This window comes from Metapseudomonas boanensis, from assembly GCF_042232855.1.
GTDB lineage: Bacteria > Pseudomonadota > Gammaproteobacteria > Pseudomonadales > Pseudomonadaceae > Metapseudomonas > Metapseudomonas boanensis.
In genome coordinates, this window is record NZ_CP113889.1 from 1,322,310 (window position 1) to 1,340,933 (window position 18,624).

Genomic DNA, 18,624 nt, shown 5'->3' on the forward strand with positions numbered 1-18,624 from the left:
GGGCGCTCCTTTTCTTGTTCGGGTTGATCTCGTCAGAAGGCGAAGTGCGCCTCGGGCAGCGCCATCAGGCACTCAACACCGCCCAGCAGGGCCTCGCGGTGGCTGCTGGCGCGCGGCAGCACGCGACGCACGTAGAAGCGCACACTATGCAGCTTGGCCTGGTAGAAGTCCGCATCACCGCTTCCGGCCTCCAGCGCCGATTGGGCACAGGCAGCCGCCTTCAACCACAACCCCGCTAGCAACACATAGGCCGAGTACTGGAGGAAGTCCACCGAACAGGCACCGATCTCTTCCGGGTTCTCGCGAACGCGATCCAGCACGGTCGCGCTGAGGGTGCGCCACTCCTGCAGGCGTGCCAGCACGGCACCGGCCAGCTCGGCCAGCTCCTCGCGGTCGCATTGGCCATCGGCAATCGCGGCCAGCTCGTCCTGCAGGGTCGCCAGCTCTGCACCATCGTCGCCCATCAGCTTGCGGCGGATCAGATCCAGCGCCTGAATGCCGTTAGTCCCCTCGTAAAGTTGGGTGATGCGGCTGTCGCGCATCAGCATCTCGTGGAAGTTGCACGCGACCATCTGCGGAAGGCCCTGACCACCGTGCTCGATCGGTCCGGTCATACTTGCCCAGCCGCTCTCGCAATACTGCCGGTAAGCCTTGCGGAAGCCCGTGGGCGTGGTCACGCGGCCCTGCTCAAGGATCACGCCTTCTTCGTCGCTGTTACGATTCAGCGGCGCCACCACCTCGGCGGCATAGCGCGCGCCCTCCTCCAGGACACCGTCGACCAATGCGCGATCGAGGCCGTTGCCAAGTAGTTCGCAGTGTCCGGCAACATCGAACAGCTCATGCAGCACGAAGCGCATGTCGCGCAGGGGAGACACGTAACTCATGGTCAGGCCTCTTGTTGAAAAATGGAGAAGTGGCCGCCGGACTCGGCCAGGCGACGGATCAGGGCCAGCAGGCAGCGCTCAAGGATCTCTTCCTGACCGATCCCGCGCCGGATGAAGCCGAGCTCCTCAGACACCGGCTGAACCAGCGCATCAACCTCCGGGTCATGCTCCGCCTGCCAGCTCCCCTCGGTGTAGCAGTAGTAGCCCCTGCGCGCCTTCTGGCCAAATCGTTCCAGGCCGCAGAGGCGGTTATCCACCTGCACGGCCGGATCATCCTGCCCGACGCCGGACAATTCGCGTGCACGCCACTCCAGGTCGATGCCGACCACGTCGTACATGCGAAACGGCCCGATGGCGAAGCCTTGCAGGGCGGCGTCCACTTGGTGCGGGAAGCCACCCTCCAGCAGCATCCGCGCCTCGCGCACATAGGTATGGAGCATGCGGTTACCAATGAAGCCTTTGCAGTTAGCCGCCACCACGCCGACCTTGCCGATGCGCTGGCCAGGCTCGTGACGATGCCGCGACCCATGGTGCCGGCGCCGATTACGGCAGTGCTCTGGATGATGAATGCGCTTGGGGTCACTGAATCCTCCTCTTGTTGTTCTTCGGGTCCGCCCCACGTAGGAGCCAGCTTGCTGGCGAATCCGGTGCGAGGCTTCGCGAGCAAGCTCGCTCCTACATCGCTCCACCGCGATCGCAGCCGCCTCATCACAAAGCCTGCCCGCCGCATCCCTCGATACGGGCGAACTGGACCTGGCTCTGGGACGTTTCGAAAGCATTCCCACACGCTTCGTCAGTCGACGCTGGATGAGCGAAACCCTTCGCCTGGTGGCCCGCCAGGACCATCCCGCCGTGCAACAGGCGCCGGACCTCGCGGCGTTTCTCAGGCTACGCCACCTGTGGGTGCACGGTGGCCAGACCAAAGGCATGGTCGATCAGTGGCTAGGCGAACAAGGCCTGGCGCGCGAGATCGTCTACACCCCCCCCAACTACCTGCAGGCCGCGCATATCGTTGCCAGCACCGACTTGGCCGTGGTGCTGCCGACTCAACTGGCGCATTACTTCGCACGGTTATTGCCGCTGCAGGTGCATCCCCTGCCCTTCGCCCTCGGCCCCTTCCACCTGGACCTGGTCAGCGTCGCCCAGCGAACGCGATGAGGCCCTGCAGTGGCTGATCGAGAAGGTATTAGCCATAGGCCGGATGTGAAAACGCCACCGCTGCACGGGGCAGCAGTGGCGTCGTTTCACTTGGTCGGTTGGTGCAGCACCCAGGATGGGTCAGGCGAAGCTCCATTGAGCACAGCCATACCCATCCTGCAACGCTTCAAGCTCGCTGGCGGACTAAAGTCCCCCCTTTTGCGGGGCAATCCACGTCAGAACTGGTTGCGGATCACCGCTTCGTCGAAGGCCAGCTTGCCGATGCGCGGCTTGGCCTCAATGGCCTGCTTGCCGACGGCGACCATCAGGCCGATGGTGTGGTTTTCCGGGAGACGGATCAGGTCAGCCACGGCGTCGAAGTCGAAGCCGTCCATGGGGCAGCTATCCAGGCCCTTGCCGCGGGCTGCGAGCATCAGGGTCTGGGCCACCAGGCCGCAACTGCGCATCACTTCGTCGCGCTGCACACGGGGCTTGTCGCGGTAGTAGGTGTCGATGGCGCCAGCCATGGAGTCCTGCACCGGTTGCGGCGCGTCGGCCCAGACACGGGCGGCGTCCTTCTCCCAGGCGTCCAGGCGGGCGCAGACCACCACCAGCATGGAAGCCTCGGTCACCTGGGCCTGGTCCCAGGCCACGTCGCGAATGCGCTGGCGCAGCGCTGGATCACTGACCTCCACCAAGCGCACGTGCTGCAGGTTGAAGGCGGTGGGTGCGAGCAGCGCCAACTGCAGCAGTTCGTCCTTCTCCTCGCGGCTGAGGCTGTGATTGGTGTCATAGCCCTTGATTGCGCGGCGGCTGCGGATAGCGTCATCGATATGCATGCAAAGCTCCTGGAAAAAGCGAGGTGAAAAAGTGGCGCCATCCTAAGCAGGCGCAATCCCCTGTACCAACACTGATTAACGATGGAATCGATCGAAAATTCAGGATGAGCCGGTCAGCCTCGGCCTAGCTGCCGCGCCACCCAGTCGCGCACCGCGGCGTAGGGATACGCCTCCAACGCTGCGAAGCCCGGCAGGCTGCGCGCCTTGAGCCGGGTGAATAGCGGCGCGGTGATGCCGCAGAGCAGGCGGGTCAGGCACTCGGCGCTGGACGGCATGCCCCGCTGCTCTTCGTGGCGACGGATGAAGGATCCGCACAGGGCCTGGAAGTCCTGCTGTTCCAGCGGCGGCAATGCCGGCGGCTCTGGCAGGCGGGTCACCTGGCCCCGGCAGACTGAGCAGTGGCCGCAGCGCTCCGGCACCTCGCGATCACCAAAATAGTTGGCCAGCCTGGCGCTGAGGCAACGCTCGCTGGCGAACAGCTCCAGCATCGCGTGAATGCGGGCGATCTCGCTGCTTTCCTGCTGGCGGAAGTAGCGGTGCAGATCCTCGCTCAGCGCCTCCAGGTCGAAGCCGGGGCTCTGCACGGCGTAGACCTCGGTCATTTGCTTGCTTTCCAGTTCGATCCAGCCACGTTCCTGAAAGTAGTCCAGGGCCTTTACCACGCGGCTGCGTTCGGCCTTGTGCTGACGATAGAGGCTGTCGAAATCCACCGAGCACCAAGTGCGTGCGCGGGTAGAAGTCTGCACCAAGGCCTCGACGAACTGGCGACGTTCGCCCTCGAACTGCCGGACCAGCGCATCGGGCTCGAGCAGGTACTTGAACCGGTAATCGGCGAAATAGACGAACAGCGGCGCGATGATGCCCCGGAGCTCCAGCTGCACCAGCAGCGTCTTCAGCGGTAGCTGGCGGATGTTGCTCTGCTCGGACAGTGCATTGAGCATCAGCTCCCAGCGATCACCACGCAGCCCTGCGGTCTGCAGCTCCTCCAGTACCAGACGGATACCCGACAGCTCCGGCGTATCACCGTAGACGAAGTTTTCCAGCACGTTGAGACTGTCGCGGTTGGCCAGCACCAGGCAGTCCGACGGCAACCCGTCGCGCCCGGCACGACCGATCTCCTGGCTGTAGTTTTCCACCGACTTGGGCAGGTCGTAATGCACCACCTGGCGGATATCGCGCTTGTCGATGCCCATGCCGAAGGCGATGGTGGCGACCATGATGTTGACCCCGCCGGCCATGAACCGACGCTGCAGGGCTTCCCGCGCCTCATGGGGCATGCCGGCATGGTAAGCGCTGGCGGCGATGCCGCGCTGGGTCAAGCGCTCGGCGATCAGTTCGGCGGTCTTCTGCAGGGTCACGTAGACGATGGTCGGCTGCCCCACGCGCGGCGCCAACCACTCCACCAGGCGATGCAACTTGTCGCCGCCGGCCACCGGTTCGACCAGCAGGTTGAGGTTGCTACGGTAGAAGCCGGTGGAAATCACATCGGCGTGGGCGATGGCGAACTTGCACTGCATGTCGGCAATCACCGTAGGCGTCGCAGTGGCCGTCAGCAGCAGTACCTGGGGAATACCGAACTGGCGCTGATAATCGGGCAACTTGAGATAGTCTGGACGGAAGTTGTGGCCCCATTCGGAGATGCAATGCGCCTCGTCCACCACCAGCAGGGATATCGGTATTTGCTGGATGAAGCTGCGAAAGCGTTCATTCTTCAGGCGCTCCACGGAGATCATCAGGATCTTCAGCTCGCCGGACCGCGCCCTGGCCATGACTTCGGCGGCCTTTTCGCGACTTTGCGCCGAATCGATGCTGGCGGCGGCGATGCCATGCCGATGGAGAAAGGCCAGTTGGTCCTGCATCAGCGCCAGCAGCGGCGACACCACCAGGGTCAAGTGCGGCAAGTGCAGGGCCGGCAATTGGTAGCACAACGACTTGCCAGAGCCTGTGGGAAATATGGCGGCAGCCGAGCGGCCGGCCAGCACCGATGCGATGGCGGCTTCCTGGCCGGGGCGGAAGCTGTCGTAACCGAAGACGCGGGCGAGGCTGGTGGCGGGCATGAAGTTCACTCCGTTGACGGGGCCATGACCATAGACCAGGCCGACATCAGGCGTGGTGCTGAGCGCCTGGAGGACTGTCCTGATCCCGGCGGCGAAAACCAGCCGGCACTGGAAAGAAGAAAGCCGCCCGAGGGCGGCTTCTTTCAACGCGGTGCGGCTTAGAGCTGCGGGCCAGCGTTCTTGATAGCGTCGGAAACGTCGAACTTCTTGAAGTTCTCGACGAACTGCTTGGCCAGGACCTTGGCGGCTTCGTCGTAGGCAGCCTTGTCAGCCCAGGTGTTGCGCGGGTTTAGCAAGTTGGTGTCGACGCCCGGAACGGCCTTCGGCACGTCCAGGTTGATGATGTCCAGGTGCTCGGTCTCGGTGCCGACCAGAGCGCCGCTCTGGATGGCCGCAATCACGCCACGAGTGGTGGGGATGTTGAAGCGCTTGCCGACACCATAGCCACCGCCAGTCCAGCCGGTGTTGACCAGGTACACCTTGGAGCCGAAGCCCTGAATGCGCTTGATCAGCAGCTCAGCGTACTCGCCAGCCGGACGCGGGAAGAACGGCGCGCCGAAGCAGGTGGAGAACGTGGACTTGATGCCGCCGCCGGAACCCATTTCGGTGGAACCGACCAGTGCGGTGTAGCCGGACAGGAAGTGGTAAGCGGCCTGCTCATTGTTCAGGATTGAAACCGGAGGCAGCACGCCAGTCAGATCGCAGGTGAGGAAGATCACTGCGTTCGGCTCGCCGGCACGGTTGGCCTCAACGCGCTTCTCAACCAGTTCCAGCGGGTAGGCGGCGCGAGTGTTCTGGGTCAGGCTATCGTCGCTGTAGTCGGGCAGGCGGGTTTCCGGGTTGAGCACGACGTTCTCGAGAACGGCGCCGAACTGGATGGCTTTCCAGATGACCGGCTCGTTTTTCTCGGACAGATCGATGCACTTGGCGTAGCAGCCGCCTTCGATGTTGAAGACAGTGCCCACACCCCAGCCGTGCTCATCGTCGCCGATCAGGTAGCGGCTCGGGTCGGCCGAAAGGGTGGTCTTGCCGGTACCGGACAGGCCGAAGAACAGGGTGGTGTCACCATCTTCACCGACGTTGGCAGCGCAATGCATCGGCAGCACGTCTTTTTCCGGCAGCAGGAAGTTCTGCACGGAGAACATGGCTTTCTTCATTTCACCGGCGTAGCGCATGCCGGCGATCAGCACCTTCCTGGCGGCGAAGTTCAGGATCACGCAGCCATCGGAGTTGGTGCCATCACGCTCCGGCTCACACACGAAGTTCGGTGCATTGAGGATCTGCCATTCCTGGCGGCCTTGCGGGTTGTACTGTTCAGGATTGATGAACAGGCAACGGCCGAACAGGTTGTGCCAGGCAGTCTCGGTGGTCATCTTGACGGCCAGGTAGTGTTCAGGATCAGCACCAACGTGCACATGCGAAACGAAACGCTCGTTTTCGGTCAGATAAGCTTCAACGCGAGTCCAAAGTGCATCGAATTTGTCCGCCGGGAACGGGCGGTTGATGTTGCCCCAGGCAATGTGGGCATCAGTGCTCGGCTCCTGGACGATGAAGCGGTCTGCCGGAGAACGACCGGTGCGGTGGCCGGTCTTCACTACCAACGAACCGTTGGCGGCCAGCTCACCTTCACCACGGCGAATGGCCTCTTCGACCAGTTGCGCGGCGCTGATATCGGTGTACACGGCGTTATTGGCTTGCGTCATGTGGTTCCCCGTCGGCGAAAAGCCGAGTCCTCCAAACGTTTTGTAGTGGGTACTGGGACCCGCTACCGCGAAAAAAGTGCGCGCGATTATGCCAGAAAAGCCCGTAATGGGTAGAAACCTCCTGTCAGACAGGCATATTCCTGACCGATTATCGAACCTTGGTCATTCAGCGACCCCTTGGACGCTTCATTGATTCAGTGGCGTGTTTGCGATGGTGATTCGCTGCCGCCACCGGCAAAAAGCTGGGCAACGTCCGCCGCGTCGAAGCTGTAGCGCTGGTTGCAGAACTGGCAGTCGATCACCACGGTGCCGCCACTTTCCTCGAGCAGCGCCTCGGCGTCGTGCTGGCCGAGGCTGACCAACGCATTGGCGGAGCGCTGGCGTGAGCAGCTGCATTTGAAATGGATCGGCTGCGAGTCGAACAGGCGCACAGTCTCTTCATGATAGAGGCGATGCAGCACGGTTTCGTTGTCCAGACCAAGCAGTTCCTCAGCGGTGAGCGTGTCGGCCAAGGTCGTCACGTGCTGCCAGTTGGCGGCGCGGGCTTCCGGGTCCTTGACGCGATCCGCCGGCAGGGCCTGGAGCAGCAAGCCACGAGCCATGCGACCGTCGGCGTAGAGCCAGAAGCGGGTCGGCAACTGCTCGGAGTTGGCGAAATAGCCGGAAAGGCACTCAGCCAGGGTTGCACCTTCGAGGGCGACGATGCCTTGGTAGCGCTTGCCCTCTGAGGGGTCGACAGTCAGGGTCAGCACGCCTTCGGGCATCAGCTCGCGCATACCGGCCCCCGCCTCCACTTGGCTCGCATGGTAGCGGGCGATACCGCGCACCTCACGATTGCTGGAGCATTCGACCATCAGCAACGGCACTGCGCCCGAGGAGCGCGCCTGCAGCACCAGCAAACCATCGAACTTGAGGGTCCCGACCAGCAGGGACGCCGCTGCGAGCATCTCACCGAGCAGTTGGGCAACCGGTTCCGGATAGGGGTGCTTGGCCAGGACGTGGGCGTAGCTGTCGCCCAGGGAAACCATTTCGCCTCGTACATCGGTGTCATCGAAGAGAAAGCGTTGGGTGAAATCGAGATCGCGCATTTCGGCAGGCCACGGCAGGGAACAGGACTGGCATTGGCCAGGCTGTCGGGGTGGAAGGGCCGTCCAACGACCCTCTTGGTAGCGGAATTTTAAGGACAAAGAACGGCACTTCCAAGGTTGCGCCAAATAATCGCCGAACCCTACCAGCTACCAGATTCAAAGCGACGTTTTTCTGTCGACTTTTTCTCTGTGCCTACCGCCCTAAATCCCAGGCAATTTAAGGGCTCAGACGAAAAACTTGGCGCCACTTTCACACTCATTAATAGCCATGGACCATTTTTCCGCCTGTCGGAACAGCCACCGATCACCTATATCTGAAGCTTGTAGTTTGACTCTTTGTGAGGCCCAAAAGCATGGACGTCAGCATCTTTGGGGCCGGATACGTCGGTCTCATCCAAGCAGCTGCATTAGCCGATGTCGGTCACCGGGTTCTGTGCATCGACATCGATGAGCACAAGATCGAGCAGTTGCAGAAAGCTGTCCCGGCGATCCAGGAGCCCGGCTTGTCCGCCATGATCGACGACAACCTGAGGGATGGACGACTGTCCTTCAGCACCCAGGCCAGCGATGCGGTGATCCACGGCCAATTGATCTTCATCACTGTCGGCACCCCACCTGACGAGGATGGTTCAGCCGACCTGCGTCATGTCCTGGCCGTGGTCCGCGAGATCGCTCAGCACATGCAGGACGACCGCACCCTGGTGATCAAATCGACCGTGCCGGTCGGGACTGCCGCCAAGGTGACGGAATCCGCGCGCGAGGAACTGAAGCAGCAGGGCAAGGGACACCTGGCCATCCGGGTGGTTTCCAACCCCGAGTTCCTCAAGGAAGGCAGCGCGGTGAACGACTGCATTCGCCCGGACCGCATCATCGTCGGCACCGAAGACGAGAAGGCCCGCGAGCAACTCGCTGAATTGTATGCCCCCTTCTGCCGCAGCCGCGACAAGCTGATCTTCATGGACAACCGCAGCGCGGAGCTTACCAAGTACGCTGCTAACGCGATGCTGGCGACTCGCATCAGCCTGATGAACGAGCTGGCCAACCTGGCCGAGCTAGTGGGTGCGGACATCGAGTCGGTGCGCAAGGGTATCGGTTCGGACCCACGTATCGGATACCACTTCATCTACCCCGGCTGCGGCTTTGGCGGCTCGTGCCTTCCCAAGGACCTGCGCGCCCTGCTGCACACCGGCAGCAGCAATGGCTTCCCGATGCGACTGCTGAAGATCGTCCAGGAAGTCAACGAGGATCAGCGCCAGGTGCTGTTTCGCAAGCTACAGAAACATTACGCCGCAGGTCTGGTCGGCAAGTCCATCGCGCTGTGGGGGCTGGCCTTCAAACCCAACACCGACGACATGCGCGAAGCGCCCAGCCGCTACCTGATGGAAGCCCTGTGGCGGGAGGGCGCCACCGTCAGGGCATTCGACCCTGATGCCATGTCGGAATGCCGCCGCCTCTATGGCTATCGCGATGACCTGGTTCTCTGCGCCACCCGCGACGACACCGTGCAAGATGCCGACGCCCTGGTGATCTGCACCGAGTGGAAAGCCTTCCGCGTGGTCGATTTCGAGCTGCTTGCGCGCAAGCTGCGGGATCGCCTGATCATTGATGGGCGAAATCTCTACAGCCCTCAGCAGGTGGCAGCGGCAGGCCTCGACTACGTGGGCATCGGCCTGCCCCATCTCGCCCCGCTGGGTGGTGCGCCGTGAAAGTCCTGGTCACCGGCGCCGCCGGCTTCATCGGTGCGCACTGCGTGCGCCGTCTCCTGTGCGACGGCCATCAGGTCGTCGGCCTGGACAACTTCGGCACCTATTACGACCCGGCCCTGAAGGAGGCCCGCATGCGCTGGTTCCGTGCCGAGGCCGGCGACTTCCCGCTCCATCGCCTGGACATCCAGGACGCCGCTGCGGTCAGCACCCTGTTCGCCCGCCAGCAGCCCGAAGCCGTGCTGCACCTGGCGGCCCAGGCCGGCGTGCGCCATTCGCTGGATCAACCGCGCAGTTACGTGGACAGCAACCTCGTCGGATTCCTCAACATTCTCGAAGGGTGCCGGGCCCACTCCGTCCGGCATCTGCTCTACGCCTCGTCCAGTTCGGTGTATGGCGCCAACCGGCACATGCCCTGTTCGGTCGACGATGACGTCGACCATCCGCTTTCGCTCAATGCCGCCCCCAAGAAGGCCAATGAGCTGATGGCGCACAGCTAAAGCCACCTGTTCGCCATTCCCGCCACCGACTTGCGTTCTTTCACGGTCTACGGTCCCTGGGGCCGGCCGGACATGTCACCGATCCGGTTCGCCCAGGCCATCGTCGGGGGCCGCCCGATCGAGTTGTCCAACCACGGCCAACATCGCCGCGACTTTCACCTATATCGACGATATCGTCGAAAGCCTGGTGCGCCTGCTGCCACGCGCACCGCAGCCCGACGCGGCATGGGACCGCGATCAGCCCCGACCCGGCTCCAGAGTGGCCCCGCGGCGCCTGTACAACATCGGCAGCCACCGCCCGGTGGCCCTCGCCGAGTACATCGACGTGCTGGAGCGCTATCTCGGACATCCGGCGCAGCGGGTCCTGCTGCCGCTGCAACCTGGCGATGTGATCCACACCTTCGCCGATGTCTCGGAGTTGCAGCGTGACATCGGCTTCCAACCCCAGGTCAGCCTCGAAGAGGGTCTTGCGCGTTTCGTGACCTGGTTCCGCCACTACTACATGAACGAACGGTCCGAAGCTCTGGGAGCGCAAGCGGCCTGGGACTGATCGTCAGTGAACGCGGGAGGAGTCGCGTCATGAGTGCTCCAGCCTCATCGCAAGAGGTACAACGAGGACGTGGTACAGGGACCGAGAAGCGTCTGGACCCGGCGCTGCACGAGAAGATCGACCGGTACCTCTGGATCCATATCTTTCGGTGAAAGAACGCTATCAAGAGGCACTTGAGGTAGCTTGGGGTCGCTGCAGGCGACGAAAGCTCAGCATCCTTCCTAGAGCATGGATTTCGCGGCCCCGAGCCAGGCAATCGTCTGGATTACCTCGGCCAGCAGGAAGACCTTGAACGCGCCGCGCGCTACGAGCAAATCGGCAACATGCTCACTGGCTATTCCTACGCCCAACCCAAGGTCCCCGAGATCAACGAAATCGTGCCGCTGCCCCCGGCCAAGCTGCCGCCATGGGACGGCACGCTGAAGTGGGAGGAAGAGTACGAGGCCAATATCCCACCGCCCAAGCCCAGCGAGGCGTTGATCGAGGAACTGGCCAAGGCCAAGCTGCTCGACCCGAAGACCGGCCGCCCCATGCCCGGCTCGCCGGCCTTCATCACGGCCGTGCCCACCGAAATCTGCTACAGCGGCGAAGCCTGTCCGCGCAGCGGTTACTGGCAGATCGCCTGGATGCACACGCGCACGATAGTGCCCCGCGAAGTCATCCGCCGCTTCGAGCAAGGCGAGGTCATGCCGGTGCAGGTGGTCGAGCGTTTCCATTCACGCCGCTGGCCATTCCCGGACAAGACCACCTTCACCGAGGAACAGGTGCAATGGAGGCTGCTCGGTGATGCCTGACCCACTGCCCGGGATGGGTTGGCCACCAGACTAGCGGTCCTGCAGGCGGAAGATCTGCCGACGCTGCTTCTTGGTCGGCCGACCGTCGGTCTGCACGCCCAGGGCGCCGGCCTTGCGCAGGGCCGCCGCCTCTTCGCGCCGCGCCACGCTGTCGGCGGTTTCCTCGTACAAGGCCTGGGCCTCGGGCGCACCGCGACGCACTACTGACAGAGCACGCACGACAACGGTGCGCTCGTCGAAGCCGGTGCGAATCACATATTCGTCGCCGACCCTGGGTTCCTTCGAGGGTTTGCAGCGCTCGCCGCGGTGATGGACCTTGCCGCCCTCGATGGCCTCCTTGGCCAACGCGCGGGTCTTGTAGAAGCGCGCCGCCCATAGCCACTTGTCCAGGCGCACCTTGTCGTCGTCTTTGTGGTCTTTTGCACTCATAGGTTCGTTCGTCCTGGCAAGATCAATCCTGGCCGGATGCAGTTGTCACACAGGCCAACTAGAATGCGACAACTTTACCGGAAAGCCTGCCTTGAAGACTTTCGACAAACTCTCCGTGATCGGCCTTCGTGAGTGGATCGCCCTGCCCCAACTGGGCATGGTCGGCCTGCGCGCGAAGATCGATACCGGCGCCAGTACCTCGACGCTGCATGCCAGCGACATAGTCCCATTCGAGCGCGACGGCGAGCGCTGGGTGCGGTTCACTGCGCACCTCGGCACCCTGGTGCAACGGCGCCATCGCTGTGAAGCGCAGGTCGTTTCGGTAAAGACCATCAGGAGTTCCAACGGCCAGGCCCAGACCCGCTATGTGATCCGCACCCAAGTCGCACTGGGCGACCGGGTCTGGCCGATCGAGTTCACCCTGGCCTGCCGCAAGACCATGCGCTACCGCGTACTGCTGGGCTCCAAGGCCCTGGTGCAGGCGCAGTTGGTGGTCAACCCGGCCCTCACCTACGTCCAAGACAAGCCGACCCTTTCCCTTCCGGGTGCCCAATGAAAATCGCTGTGTTATCGCGCAACCCGCGCCTGTATTCGACCCGCCGCCTAGTAGAGGCCGGTCAGGAGCGCGGCCATGAAATGGTGGTGATCGACACCCTGCGCGCCTACATGAACATTGCCAGCCACAAGCCGCAGATCCACTACCGGGGTCGCGCGCTGGAAGGCTTCGATGCGGTGATTCCGCGTATCGGCGCATCGGTGACTTTTTATGGCTGCGCCGTTCTGCGCCAGTTCGAGATGATGGGGGTGTTCCCCCTCAATGAATCGGTGGCCATTACCCGCTCACGGGACAAGTTGCGCTCCCTGCAACTGCTCTCACGCAAAGGTATCGGTCTACCGGTGACCGGCTTCGCCCACTCCCCGGACGACATCCCCGACCTGATCCGCATGGTCAACGGCGCTCCGCTGGTGATCAAGGTGCTGGAAGGCACCCAGGGCATCGGCGTGGTGCTCTGCGAAACCGAGAAAGCAGCCGAGTCGGTGATCGAGGCCTTCATGGGCCTTAAACAGAACATTATGGTCCAGGAGTACATCCGCGAGGCTGGCGGCGCAGATATCCGCTGCTTCGTAGTGGGCGACAAGGTGATCGCGGCGATGAAGCGCCAGGCCAAGCCGGGCGAGTTTCGCTCCAACCTGCACCGTGGCGGCACTGCCAGCCTGATCAAGATCACCCCGGAAGAGCGCATGACCGCAATCCGCGCGGCCAGGGTCATGGGCCTGAGTGTGGCGGGCGTGGATATCCTGCGCTCCAATCATGGCCCGCTGGTGATGGAGGTGAACTCCTCGCCGGGCCTGGAGGGCATCGAGACCACCACAGGCCAGGACGTGGCGAACATCATCATCCAGTACCTGGAGAAGAACGCCATTCCGAACTCGACGCGAACCAAGGGGAAGGGCTGAGCCCTCTCCCGATGGGAGCGGGTGCAGGTGCGGGCAAACAACCACCCGTCCCCATGCAAGTCGATCTCGGAACCCCAAGACCTGTCGACACGTCAGATGGCGTCCTGTCTCTGGCAAGAAATCTGCTTCAAATCTTGTAGTCCGCCTCAGGCGGCAGGTTAGAATTCCCCGGCATGCGCCCCTGCATGTCGTCGTGATACCCCGATTGCAAGGAGCCGCCCCACGTGGATGCCACCACCATCAATAGCCTGTTCCTGATCGGCGCGGCGCTGGTAGGCATGAGCATCCTCGTCAGCGCCTTCGGATCGCGCTTTGGCATCCCCATCCTGGTCGTGTTCCTGGCAGTCGGCATGCTCGCTGGCAGCGACGGCCCTGGCGGCATCGTCTTCAACAACTATTCCCAGGCGTATCTGGTCGGCAACCTGGCACTGGCCATCATCCTCCTCGATGGCGGCCTGCGAACCCGCGCCGCGACTTTCCGCGTAGCACTCTGGCCCTCGCTGTCGATGGCGACCGTGGGCGTGCTCATCACGGCCGGATTGACCGGCGTGGCAGCGGCCTGGCTATTCGGGCTGAGCACGATGGAAGGCCTGCTGATCGGCGCGATCGTTGGCTCCACCGACGCTGCCGCCGTCTTCAGCCTGCTCGGCGGACGTGGTCTCAATGAGCGGGTCAGCGCGACCCTGGAAATCGAATCGGGCAGCAACGACCCGATGGCGGTGTTCCTCACCGTGACCCTGATTGACATGCTCATCCAGGGCCAGAGTGGCTTCAGCTGGGGCTTCGTCGTTCATCTCATCGAGCAGTTCGGCCTGGGCACCCTGCTCGGCTTCGGCGGCGGATGGTTGATGCTGCAGCTGATCAACCGCCTGACCCTCGCGAACGGGCTCTATCCGTTGCTGGTGGTCGCGGGCGGCCTGATGGCCTTCGCCATCACCAACGCCGTGGGTGGCAGCGGAATCCTGGCCGTCTATCTGTTCGGCCTGTTCCTCGGCAATCGCCCTATTCGCTCACGCCACGGCATCCTGCATATGCTCGACGGTCTGACCTGGCTGGCGCAGATCGGCATGTTCCTGGTCCTCGGCCTGCTGGTAACGCCCCATGAGCTGCTGCCGATCATCCTGCCAGCGCTGGGCCTCGCCCTGTGGATGATCCTGTTCGCCCGTCCACTGTCGGTTTTCATCGGGCTGCTGCCGTTCCGTGCTTTCCATGACCGCGAGAAAGCCTTCATCGCCTGGGTTGGCCTGCGCGGCGCGGTGCCAATCATCCTGGCGGTGTTCCCGCTGATGGCCGGGCTGCCCAACGCCCAGCTGTTCTTCAACGTCGCCTTCTTCATTGTTCTGGTGTCGCTACTGCTGCAAGGCACCAGCCTGCCGTGGGCCGCGAAGTGGTTGCGGGTCACGGTGCCGCCGGAGCCGGTGCCGATTTCCCGGGCCGGCCTGGAGGTTCACCCGACCAGCGAGTGGGAACTGTTCGTCTATCGTCTCGGCGCAGAAAAATGGTGCATCGGCGCGGCGCTGCGTGAACTGAAGATGCCTGAAGGTACCCGCATCGCTGCGTTGTTCCGTGGCCGGGAACTGCTCCACCCGTCGGGTAGTACCACATTGGAGGCGGGCGACATTCTCTGCGTGGTCGGCCATGAGCACGACCTGCCAGCCCTTGGAAAACTGTTCAGCCAGGCACCGCAGCGCGGCCTGGATCTGCGCTTCTTCGGCGACTTCGTGCTCGAAGGCGATGCCCAGCTGTCCGCCGTTGCCTCGCTCTACGGTCTCAAGCTGGGCGACCTGGATGGCAGCCAGGCCCTTGGTCGCTTCATTGCCCATGAGATTGGTGGCGAGCCGGTGGTCGGTGACCAGGTCGAATGGAACGGCCTGACCTGGACCGTTGCTCTGATGGAAGGGAACAAGGTGCGCAAGGTCGGCGTCAAATTCCCCGAAGGTCATGGCCGGCCGGGGCTTTTCCTCTAGGGAAAAGCGTCTGGGACGGCCCTCTCCGGGTCATCCCGGAACCTGCAGGCCACCGCCATGGAACGCATAGGCTCGCCCTTGCGCGAACCGAGATCACAACCGCTCATGCCGGGCAGCCCCGTAACGGCCTCCCTGGCATATCATTAGCCACATTTGAACCCGAGCTGCCCGATCGCGATGATTGCTTCCTTGCGCACCTTTTTCGCTGCCACCCTGCTGGGCCTGTGCCTGTCTCCCGCCTACCTGCATGCCGCGCCTGCGGTCGGTGTCCCCAAGCCGGCCACCGCGCCCGCCGCCGACAAGGCCGCCGAGAGTGAAGCCCCGGCCAAGCCATCGGTCGAGGAACAGACCAAGGCTTTCCTCGCCAGCCAGGAGGAAAGCCAGCAAGCGCTCACCGCCCTCAAGCGTCAGTTGAACGAGGCGCCGAAGCTGATCGGCGAAGCCCAGCGCGAACTGACGCGGCTCAAGGGCAGCCAGCCGACGGCGGTGAAGGAGCGCTACGCCAAGTCCGAGCTGACGCAACTGGAACAACTGCTGGACCAGCGCAGCAACGAGCTGGCCAACCTACAGAAGGCCCTTGCCGACGCCAATAGCCTGATCATCACTTCGCAGACCCGCCCTGAACGGGCCCAGGCTGAGATCAGCACCAACCAGACGCGCATCCAGCAGATAAACAGCATCCTCAAGACCAGCAAGGACGCCGGCAAGGCCATCAGCGAAGAACAGCGCGCCCTGCTCAACGCCGAGCAGGTCTCCCTGGCCGCCCAGACCGAGCTGCGCAGCGAGGAGCTGGCTGGCAACAGCCTGCTGCAGGACCTCGGCAACAGCCGCCGCGACCTGCTGATGGAACGCATTCGCCGCCTGGAACAGGAAACCCTGGACCTGCAGTCGCTGATCAACGAGATGCGTCGGGAAAGCTCGGAGCAGACGGTGGCGGAGCTCTCCCGCGAAGCCGGCGGGGCCACGCCGGACAGCCTGGTGGCGAAGGAGAGCGCCATCAACATGAAGATGTCCAATTACCTGCTGCGCTCCACCGACCGCCTCAATGAACTGACCCAGCAGAACCTGCAGACCCGACAGCAGCTGGACAACCTCAGCCAGGCTGACCAGGCTCTGGAAGAGCAGATCAGCGTGCTCAAGGGCAGCCTGCTGCTGGCTAAGATCCTCTACCAGCAGAAACAGGCCCTGCCCCAATTGAAGCTGGACAGCAATCTGTCCGACGAGATCGCTGACATCCGCCTCTATCAGTTCGAACTGAACCAGCAGCGCGACCAGTTGAGCAATCCCCAGGGCTATGTCGACAACCTGCTGGCTGAGCAACCGCCGGAGCAGGTGACTCCGGAGCTGCGCACGACCCTCATGGATCTGGTCACCACGCGCAGCGAGCTGCTCGATCGTCTGAGTCGCGAGCTGAACACCCTGCTCAACGAATCCATCACCCTGCAGCTCAACCAGAAGCAACTGCAGGAAACCTCAAAGACCCTGCGCAATACCCTCGACGAGCAGATGTTCTGGATTCCCAGCAACAAGCCGCTGGACCTGAACTGGCTGAAATCCGCCCCGCAGCTGCTGGAGCGCCAGTTGATCGAAATGCCCTGGGGATCGGGCGTGCGCGAGCTTGGCCAGGGCCTGGTGAACCGCCCCTGGCTGTTCCTGCCGCTGCTGCTGGTGATCGGCGCCCTGCTGTGGAAACGCCGCTACCTCCACGACCGCCTCAAGGAGCTCAACCAGGACGTCGGCCACTTCAAGCGCGACAGCCAGCTGCACACCCCGCTGGCGCTCTTCCTCACCGTGCTGCTGGCGCTGCCGGTGAGCCTGTTCCTCGCGCTCGGCGGCTTCGCCTTGCAGATAGACGCCCGCGGCCAGAACGCCACCCTCGGCGCCGCGCTAATGGAAATGGCCCAGGCCTGGATGGTGTTCTACACCCTCTACCGCATACTCACCCCCGGCGGCATCGCCGAACTGCACTTCCGCTGGGACCGCCCGCAGGTGGCCTTCCTGCGCAGCCAGATCCGCCGCCTCGGCGGCGTGGTCATGGCCCTGGTGGCCATCGTCACCGTAGCCGAACATCAGCCCGCAGCCCTGGCCGACGACATCATCGGCATCATCGTCGTGCTCAGCTGCTATGCCCTGATGACCCTGGTGCTCAGTAACCTGCTGCTGGCTGAGCCCATGCGCCAGCAGACCTCGCCTTTCCGCCTGCTGATCGGCGTCGGCTTCACCCTGCTGCCGCTGGCCTTCATAGTCGCAGTGGGCTTCGGCTACTACTACACCTCGCTCAAGCTCACCGACCGGCTGATCAACACCCTCTACCTGCTGATCCTGTTCCTGCTGGTCGAAGCTGCCTTCGTCCGCGGCCTGGGTGTGGCGGCGCGGCGCCTGGCGTACCAGCGCGCGCTTACCAAGCGACAGGCGCAGACCAAGGAGAATGCCGAGGGCGAAGAAGTGGTGGTGGAGGAACCAACCCTCGATATCGAGAAGGTCAACGATCAATCGCTGCGACTGATCCGCCTCGCCTTGCTCGGCATCTTCCTTGCCGCCATGTATATGGTCTGGGCTGACCTGATCAGCGTCTTCGCCTACCTCGACCAGGTCACCCTGTACCAGTACTCCAGCGGCACAGGCGATGCCGCCACCCAGGTGCCCATCAGCCTGCTCGACGTGCTCGGGGCGCTGATCATCGCGGCCATCACCACCGTCCTGGCACGCAACCTGCCGGGCCTGCTGGAGGTGCTGGTGCTATCGCGGTTGACCCTGGCCCAGGGCAGCTCCTACGCCACCACTACCCTGCTTTCCTATGCCATCGCCGGCGTTGGCTTCGTCAGTGCGCTGTCCACCCTTGGAGTCAGCTGGGACAAGCTGCAATGGCTGGTTGCAGCCCTTTCCGTAGGTATCGGTTTCGGTATGCAGGCGATCTTCGCCAACTTCATTTCCGGCCTGATCCTGCTGTTCGAGCGTCCGGTGCGCATCGGCGACCTGGTGACCATAGGCACGGTCACCGGCACCGTGAACCGCATCCGCATCCGCGCCACGCACATCACCGACAGTGACCGCAAGGAAGTGATAGTTCCCAACCAGACCTTCCTCACCAGCCAGCTGATCAACTGGACCCTGACCGACACCGTCACCCGCATCGTCCTGGTGTACAACGTCAACCGCGGCGCCGACCTGGAGCTTGTGCGCAAGCTGCTGTTGCAGGCCACCCAGGAGAACACGCGGGTGCTGCGCGACCCGCCACCCAGCGTGCAGTTGAAAACCTATGGCGCCAGCACCCTGGAGCACGAACTGAAGGTCTACGTACGTGAGCTGGGCGACCGCGGCCTGGCGACCGACGAGCTGAACCGGCGCATCGACCAGCTGTTCCAGGAGAACGACATCAACGTCTCTACCGTGCCGAAGATGGACGTCATCCTCAGCCGCAATGCCGAAAAGTGCAGCAAGCCCGAAGCCGAAACTGTAGAAGCGCCGGCCAAGGAGAAGCAAGCGCGGGAGCCGGAGGCAAGGTGAACCGCATG

General features: G+C 63.3%; 13 protein-coding genes and 3 pseudogenes. 9 read left to right on the forward strand and 7 right to left on the reverse strand.

The window, feature by feature from the left end; genetic code table 11:
* Nucleotides 1–32: 32 nt before the first annotated feature.
* Together OXH74_RS06075 and OXH74_RS06080 are read right to left on the reverse strand one after the other, a co-directional pair.
* Nucleotides 33–884, reverse strand: a complete 852-nt coding sequence (locus tag OXH74_RS06075; protein ID WP_375740485.1) for an acyl-CoA dehydrogenase C-terminal domain-containing protein — start codon at nt 882–884, stop codon at nt 33–35.
* A 41-nt stretch (nt 885–925) separates the two neighbouring features.
* Nucleotides 926–1,387: pseudogene (locus OXH74_RS06080) on the reverse strand (3-hydroxyacyl-CoA dehydrogenase family protein); the annotation flags it as partial.
* A gap of 166 nt (nt 1,388–1,553) precedes the next feature.
* Here OXH74_RS06080 and OXH74_RS06085 point away from each other — a divergent pair.
* Nucleotides 1,554–2,091 (forward strand): annotated as a pseudogene (locus tag OXH74_RS06085) (LysR substrate-binding domain-containing protein); the annotation flags it as partial.
* Between the two features lie 166 nt (nt 2,092–2,257).
* On the opposite strand, the gene OXH74_RS06090 reads toward OXH74_RS06085, so the two are convergent.
* From OXH74_RS06090 to hslO, 4 genes are all read right to left on the reverse strand, one after another.
* Nucleotides 2,258–2,860, reverse strand: coding sequence for a nitroreductase family protein (locus OXH74_RS06090; protein ID WP_375740486.1), 603 nt, complete (start codon nt 2,858–2,860; stop codon nt 2,258–2,260).
* Between the two features lie 113 nt (nt 2,861–2,973).
* On the reverse strand, nt 2,974–4,917 hold the full coding sequence (locus OXH74_RS06095; RefSeq protein ID WP_375740487.1) for an ATP-dependent DNA helicase RecQ: 1,944 nt from the start codon (nt 4,915–4,917) through the stop codon (nt 2,974–2,976).
* Between the two features lie 158 nt (nt 4,918–5,075).
* Nucleotides 5,076–6,620, reverse strand: a complete 1,545-nt coding sequence (locus tag OXH74_RS06100; protein ID WP_215371685.1) for a phosphoenolpyruvate carboxykinase — start codon at nt 6,618–6,620, stop codon at nt 5,076–5,078.
* A 194-nt stretch (nt 6,621–6,814) separates the two neighbouring features.
* Nucleotides 6,815–7,708: an Hsp33 family molecular chaperone HslO gene (gene hslO / locus OXH74_RS06105; protein WP_215371687.1), complete on the reverse strand. Its 894-nt coding sequence runs from the start codon at nt 7,706–7,708 to the stop codon at nt 6,815–6,817.
* 353 nt (nt 7,709–8,061) lie between these two features.
* Here hslO and OXH74_RS06110 point away from each other — a divergent pair, with 353 nt between their 5' ends.
* The 4 genes and pseudogenes from OXH74_RS06110 to OXH74_RS06125 all read left to right on the forward strand — a co-directional run bounded on the left by OXH74_RS06110 (nt 8,062) and on the right by OXH74_RS06125 (nt 11,255).
* A complete protein-coding gene (locus tag OXH74_RS06110; protein ID WP_375740488.1) occupies nt 8,062–9,414 on the forward strand; it encodes a UDP-glucose dehydrogenase family protein in 1,353 nt (450 codons plus the stop codon).
* A pseudogene (locus OXH74_RS06115) lies at nt 9,411–10,461 on the forward strand (NAD-dependent epimerase/dehydratase family protein). The gene OXH74_RS06110 and the pseudogene OXH74_RS06115 overlap by 4 nt, the downstream one beginning before the upstream one ends.
* 29 nt (nt 10,462–10,490) lie before the next feature.
* The gene (locus tag OXH74_RS06120) at nt 10,491–10,613 is read left to right on the forward strand and encodes a hypothetical protein (RefSeq protein ID WP_375740489.1); all 123 of its coding nucleotides are present in this window, start codon (nt 10,491–10,493) and stop codon (nt 10,611–10,613) included.
* A gap of 108 nt (nt 10,614–10,721) precedes the next feature.
* Nucleotides 10,722–11,255, forward strand: coding sequence for a DUF6396 domain-containing protein (locus OXH74_RS06125; protein ID WP_375741571.1), 534 nt, complete (start codon nt 10,722–10,724; stop codon nt 11,253–11,255).
* 30 nt (nt 11,256–11,285) lie between these two features.
* Here OXH74_RS06125 and OXH74_RS06130 read toward each other — a convergent pair whose 3' ends face one another.
* Nucleotides 11,286–11,684, reverse strand: coding sequence for an RNA-binding S4 domain-containing protein (locus OXH74_RS06130; protein WP_215371706.1), 399 nt, complete (start codon nt 11,682–11,684; stop codon nt 11,286–11,288).
* Nucleotides 11,685–11,802: 118 nt separating this feature from the next.
* Here OXH74_RS06130 and OXH74_RS06135 point away from each other — a divergent pair, with 118 nt between their 5' ends.
* The 4 genes from OXH74_RS06135 to mscK all read left to right on the forward strand — a co-directional run bounded on the left by OXH74_RS06135 (nt 11,803) and on the right by mscK (nt 18,616).
* The gene (locus OXH74_RS06135) at nt 11,803–12,240 is read left to right on the forward strand and encodes an ATP-dependent zinc protease (protein WP_349814429.1); all 438 of its coding nucleotides are present in this window, start codon (nt 11,803–11,805) and stop codon (nt 12,238–12,240) included.
* Entirely contained in the window at nt 12,237–13,142 is a 906-nt protein-coding gene (gene rimK / locus OXH74_RS06140) for a 30S ribosomal protein S6--L-glutamate ligase (RefSeq protein ID WP_215371711.1), read from the forward strand. The genes OXH74_RS06135 and rimK overlap by 4 nt, the downstream gene beginning before the upstream one ends.
* 224 nt (nt 13,143–13,366) lie before the next feature.
* The gene (locus tag OXH74_RS06145) at nt 13,367–15,109 is read left to right on the forward strand and encodes a potassium/proton antiporter (RefSeq protein ID WP_375740490.1); all 1,743 of its coding nucleotides are present in this window, start codon (nt 13,367–13,369) and stop codon (nt 15,107–15,109) included.
* Between the two features lie 177 nt (nt 15,110–15,286).
* The gene (gene mscK / locus OXH74_RS06150) at nt 15,287–18,616 is read left to right on the forward strand and encodes a mechanosensitive channel MscK (protein ID WP_375740491.1); all 3,330 of its coding nucleotides are present in this window, start codon (nt 15,287–15,289) and stop codon (nt 18,614–18,616) included.
* Nucleotides 18,617–18,624 lie beyond the last annotated feature (8 nt).

Coding starts and splice junctions, on each gene's coding strand:
- OXH74_RS06075 (WP_375740485.1), bottom strand. CDS start 884: ATGAGTTACGTGTCTCCCCTGCGCGACATGCGCTTCGTGCTGCATGAG.
- OXH74_RS06090 (WP_375740486.1), bottom strand. CDS start 2,860: ATGCATATCGATGACGCTATCCGCAGCCGCCGCGCAATCAAGGGCTAT.
- OXH74_RS06095 (WP_375740487.1), bottom strand. CDS start 4,917: ATGCCCGCCACCAGCCTCGCCCGCGTCTTCGGTTACGACAGCTTCCGC.
- OXH74_RS06100 (WP_215371685.1), bottom strand. CDS start 6,620: ATGACGCAAGCCAATAACGCCGTGTACACCGATATCAGCGCCGCGCAA.
- hslO (WP_215371687.1), bottom strand. CDS start 7,708: ATGCGCGATCTCGATTTCACCCAACGCTTTCTCTTCGATGACACCGAT.
- OXH74_RS06110 (WP_375740488.1), top strand. CDS start 8,062: ATGGACGTCAGCATCTTTGGGGCCGGATACGTCGGTCTCATCCAAGCA.
- OXH74_RS06120 (WP_375740489.1), top strand. CDS start 10,491: ATGAGTGCTCCAGCCTCATCGCAAGAGGTACAACGAGGACGTGGTACA.
- OXH74_RS06130 (WP_215371706.1), bottom strand. CDS start 11,684: ATGAGTGCAAAAGACCACAAAGACGACGACAAGGTGCGCCTGGACAAG.
- rimK (WP_215371711.1), top strand. CDS start 12,237: ATGAAAATCGCTGTGTTATCGCGCAACCCGCGCCTGTATTCGACCCGC.
- mscK (WP_375740491.1), top strand. CDS start 15,287: ATGATTGCTTCCTTGCGCACCTTTTTCGCTGCCACCCTGCTGGGCCTG.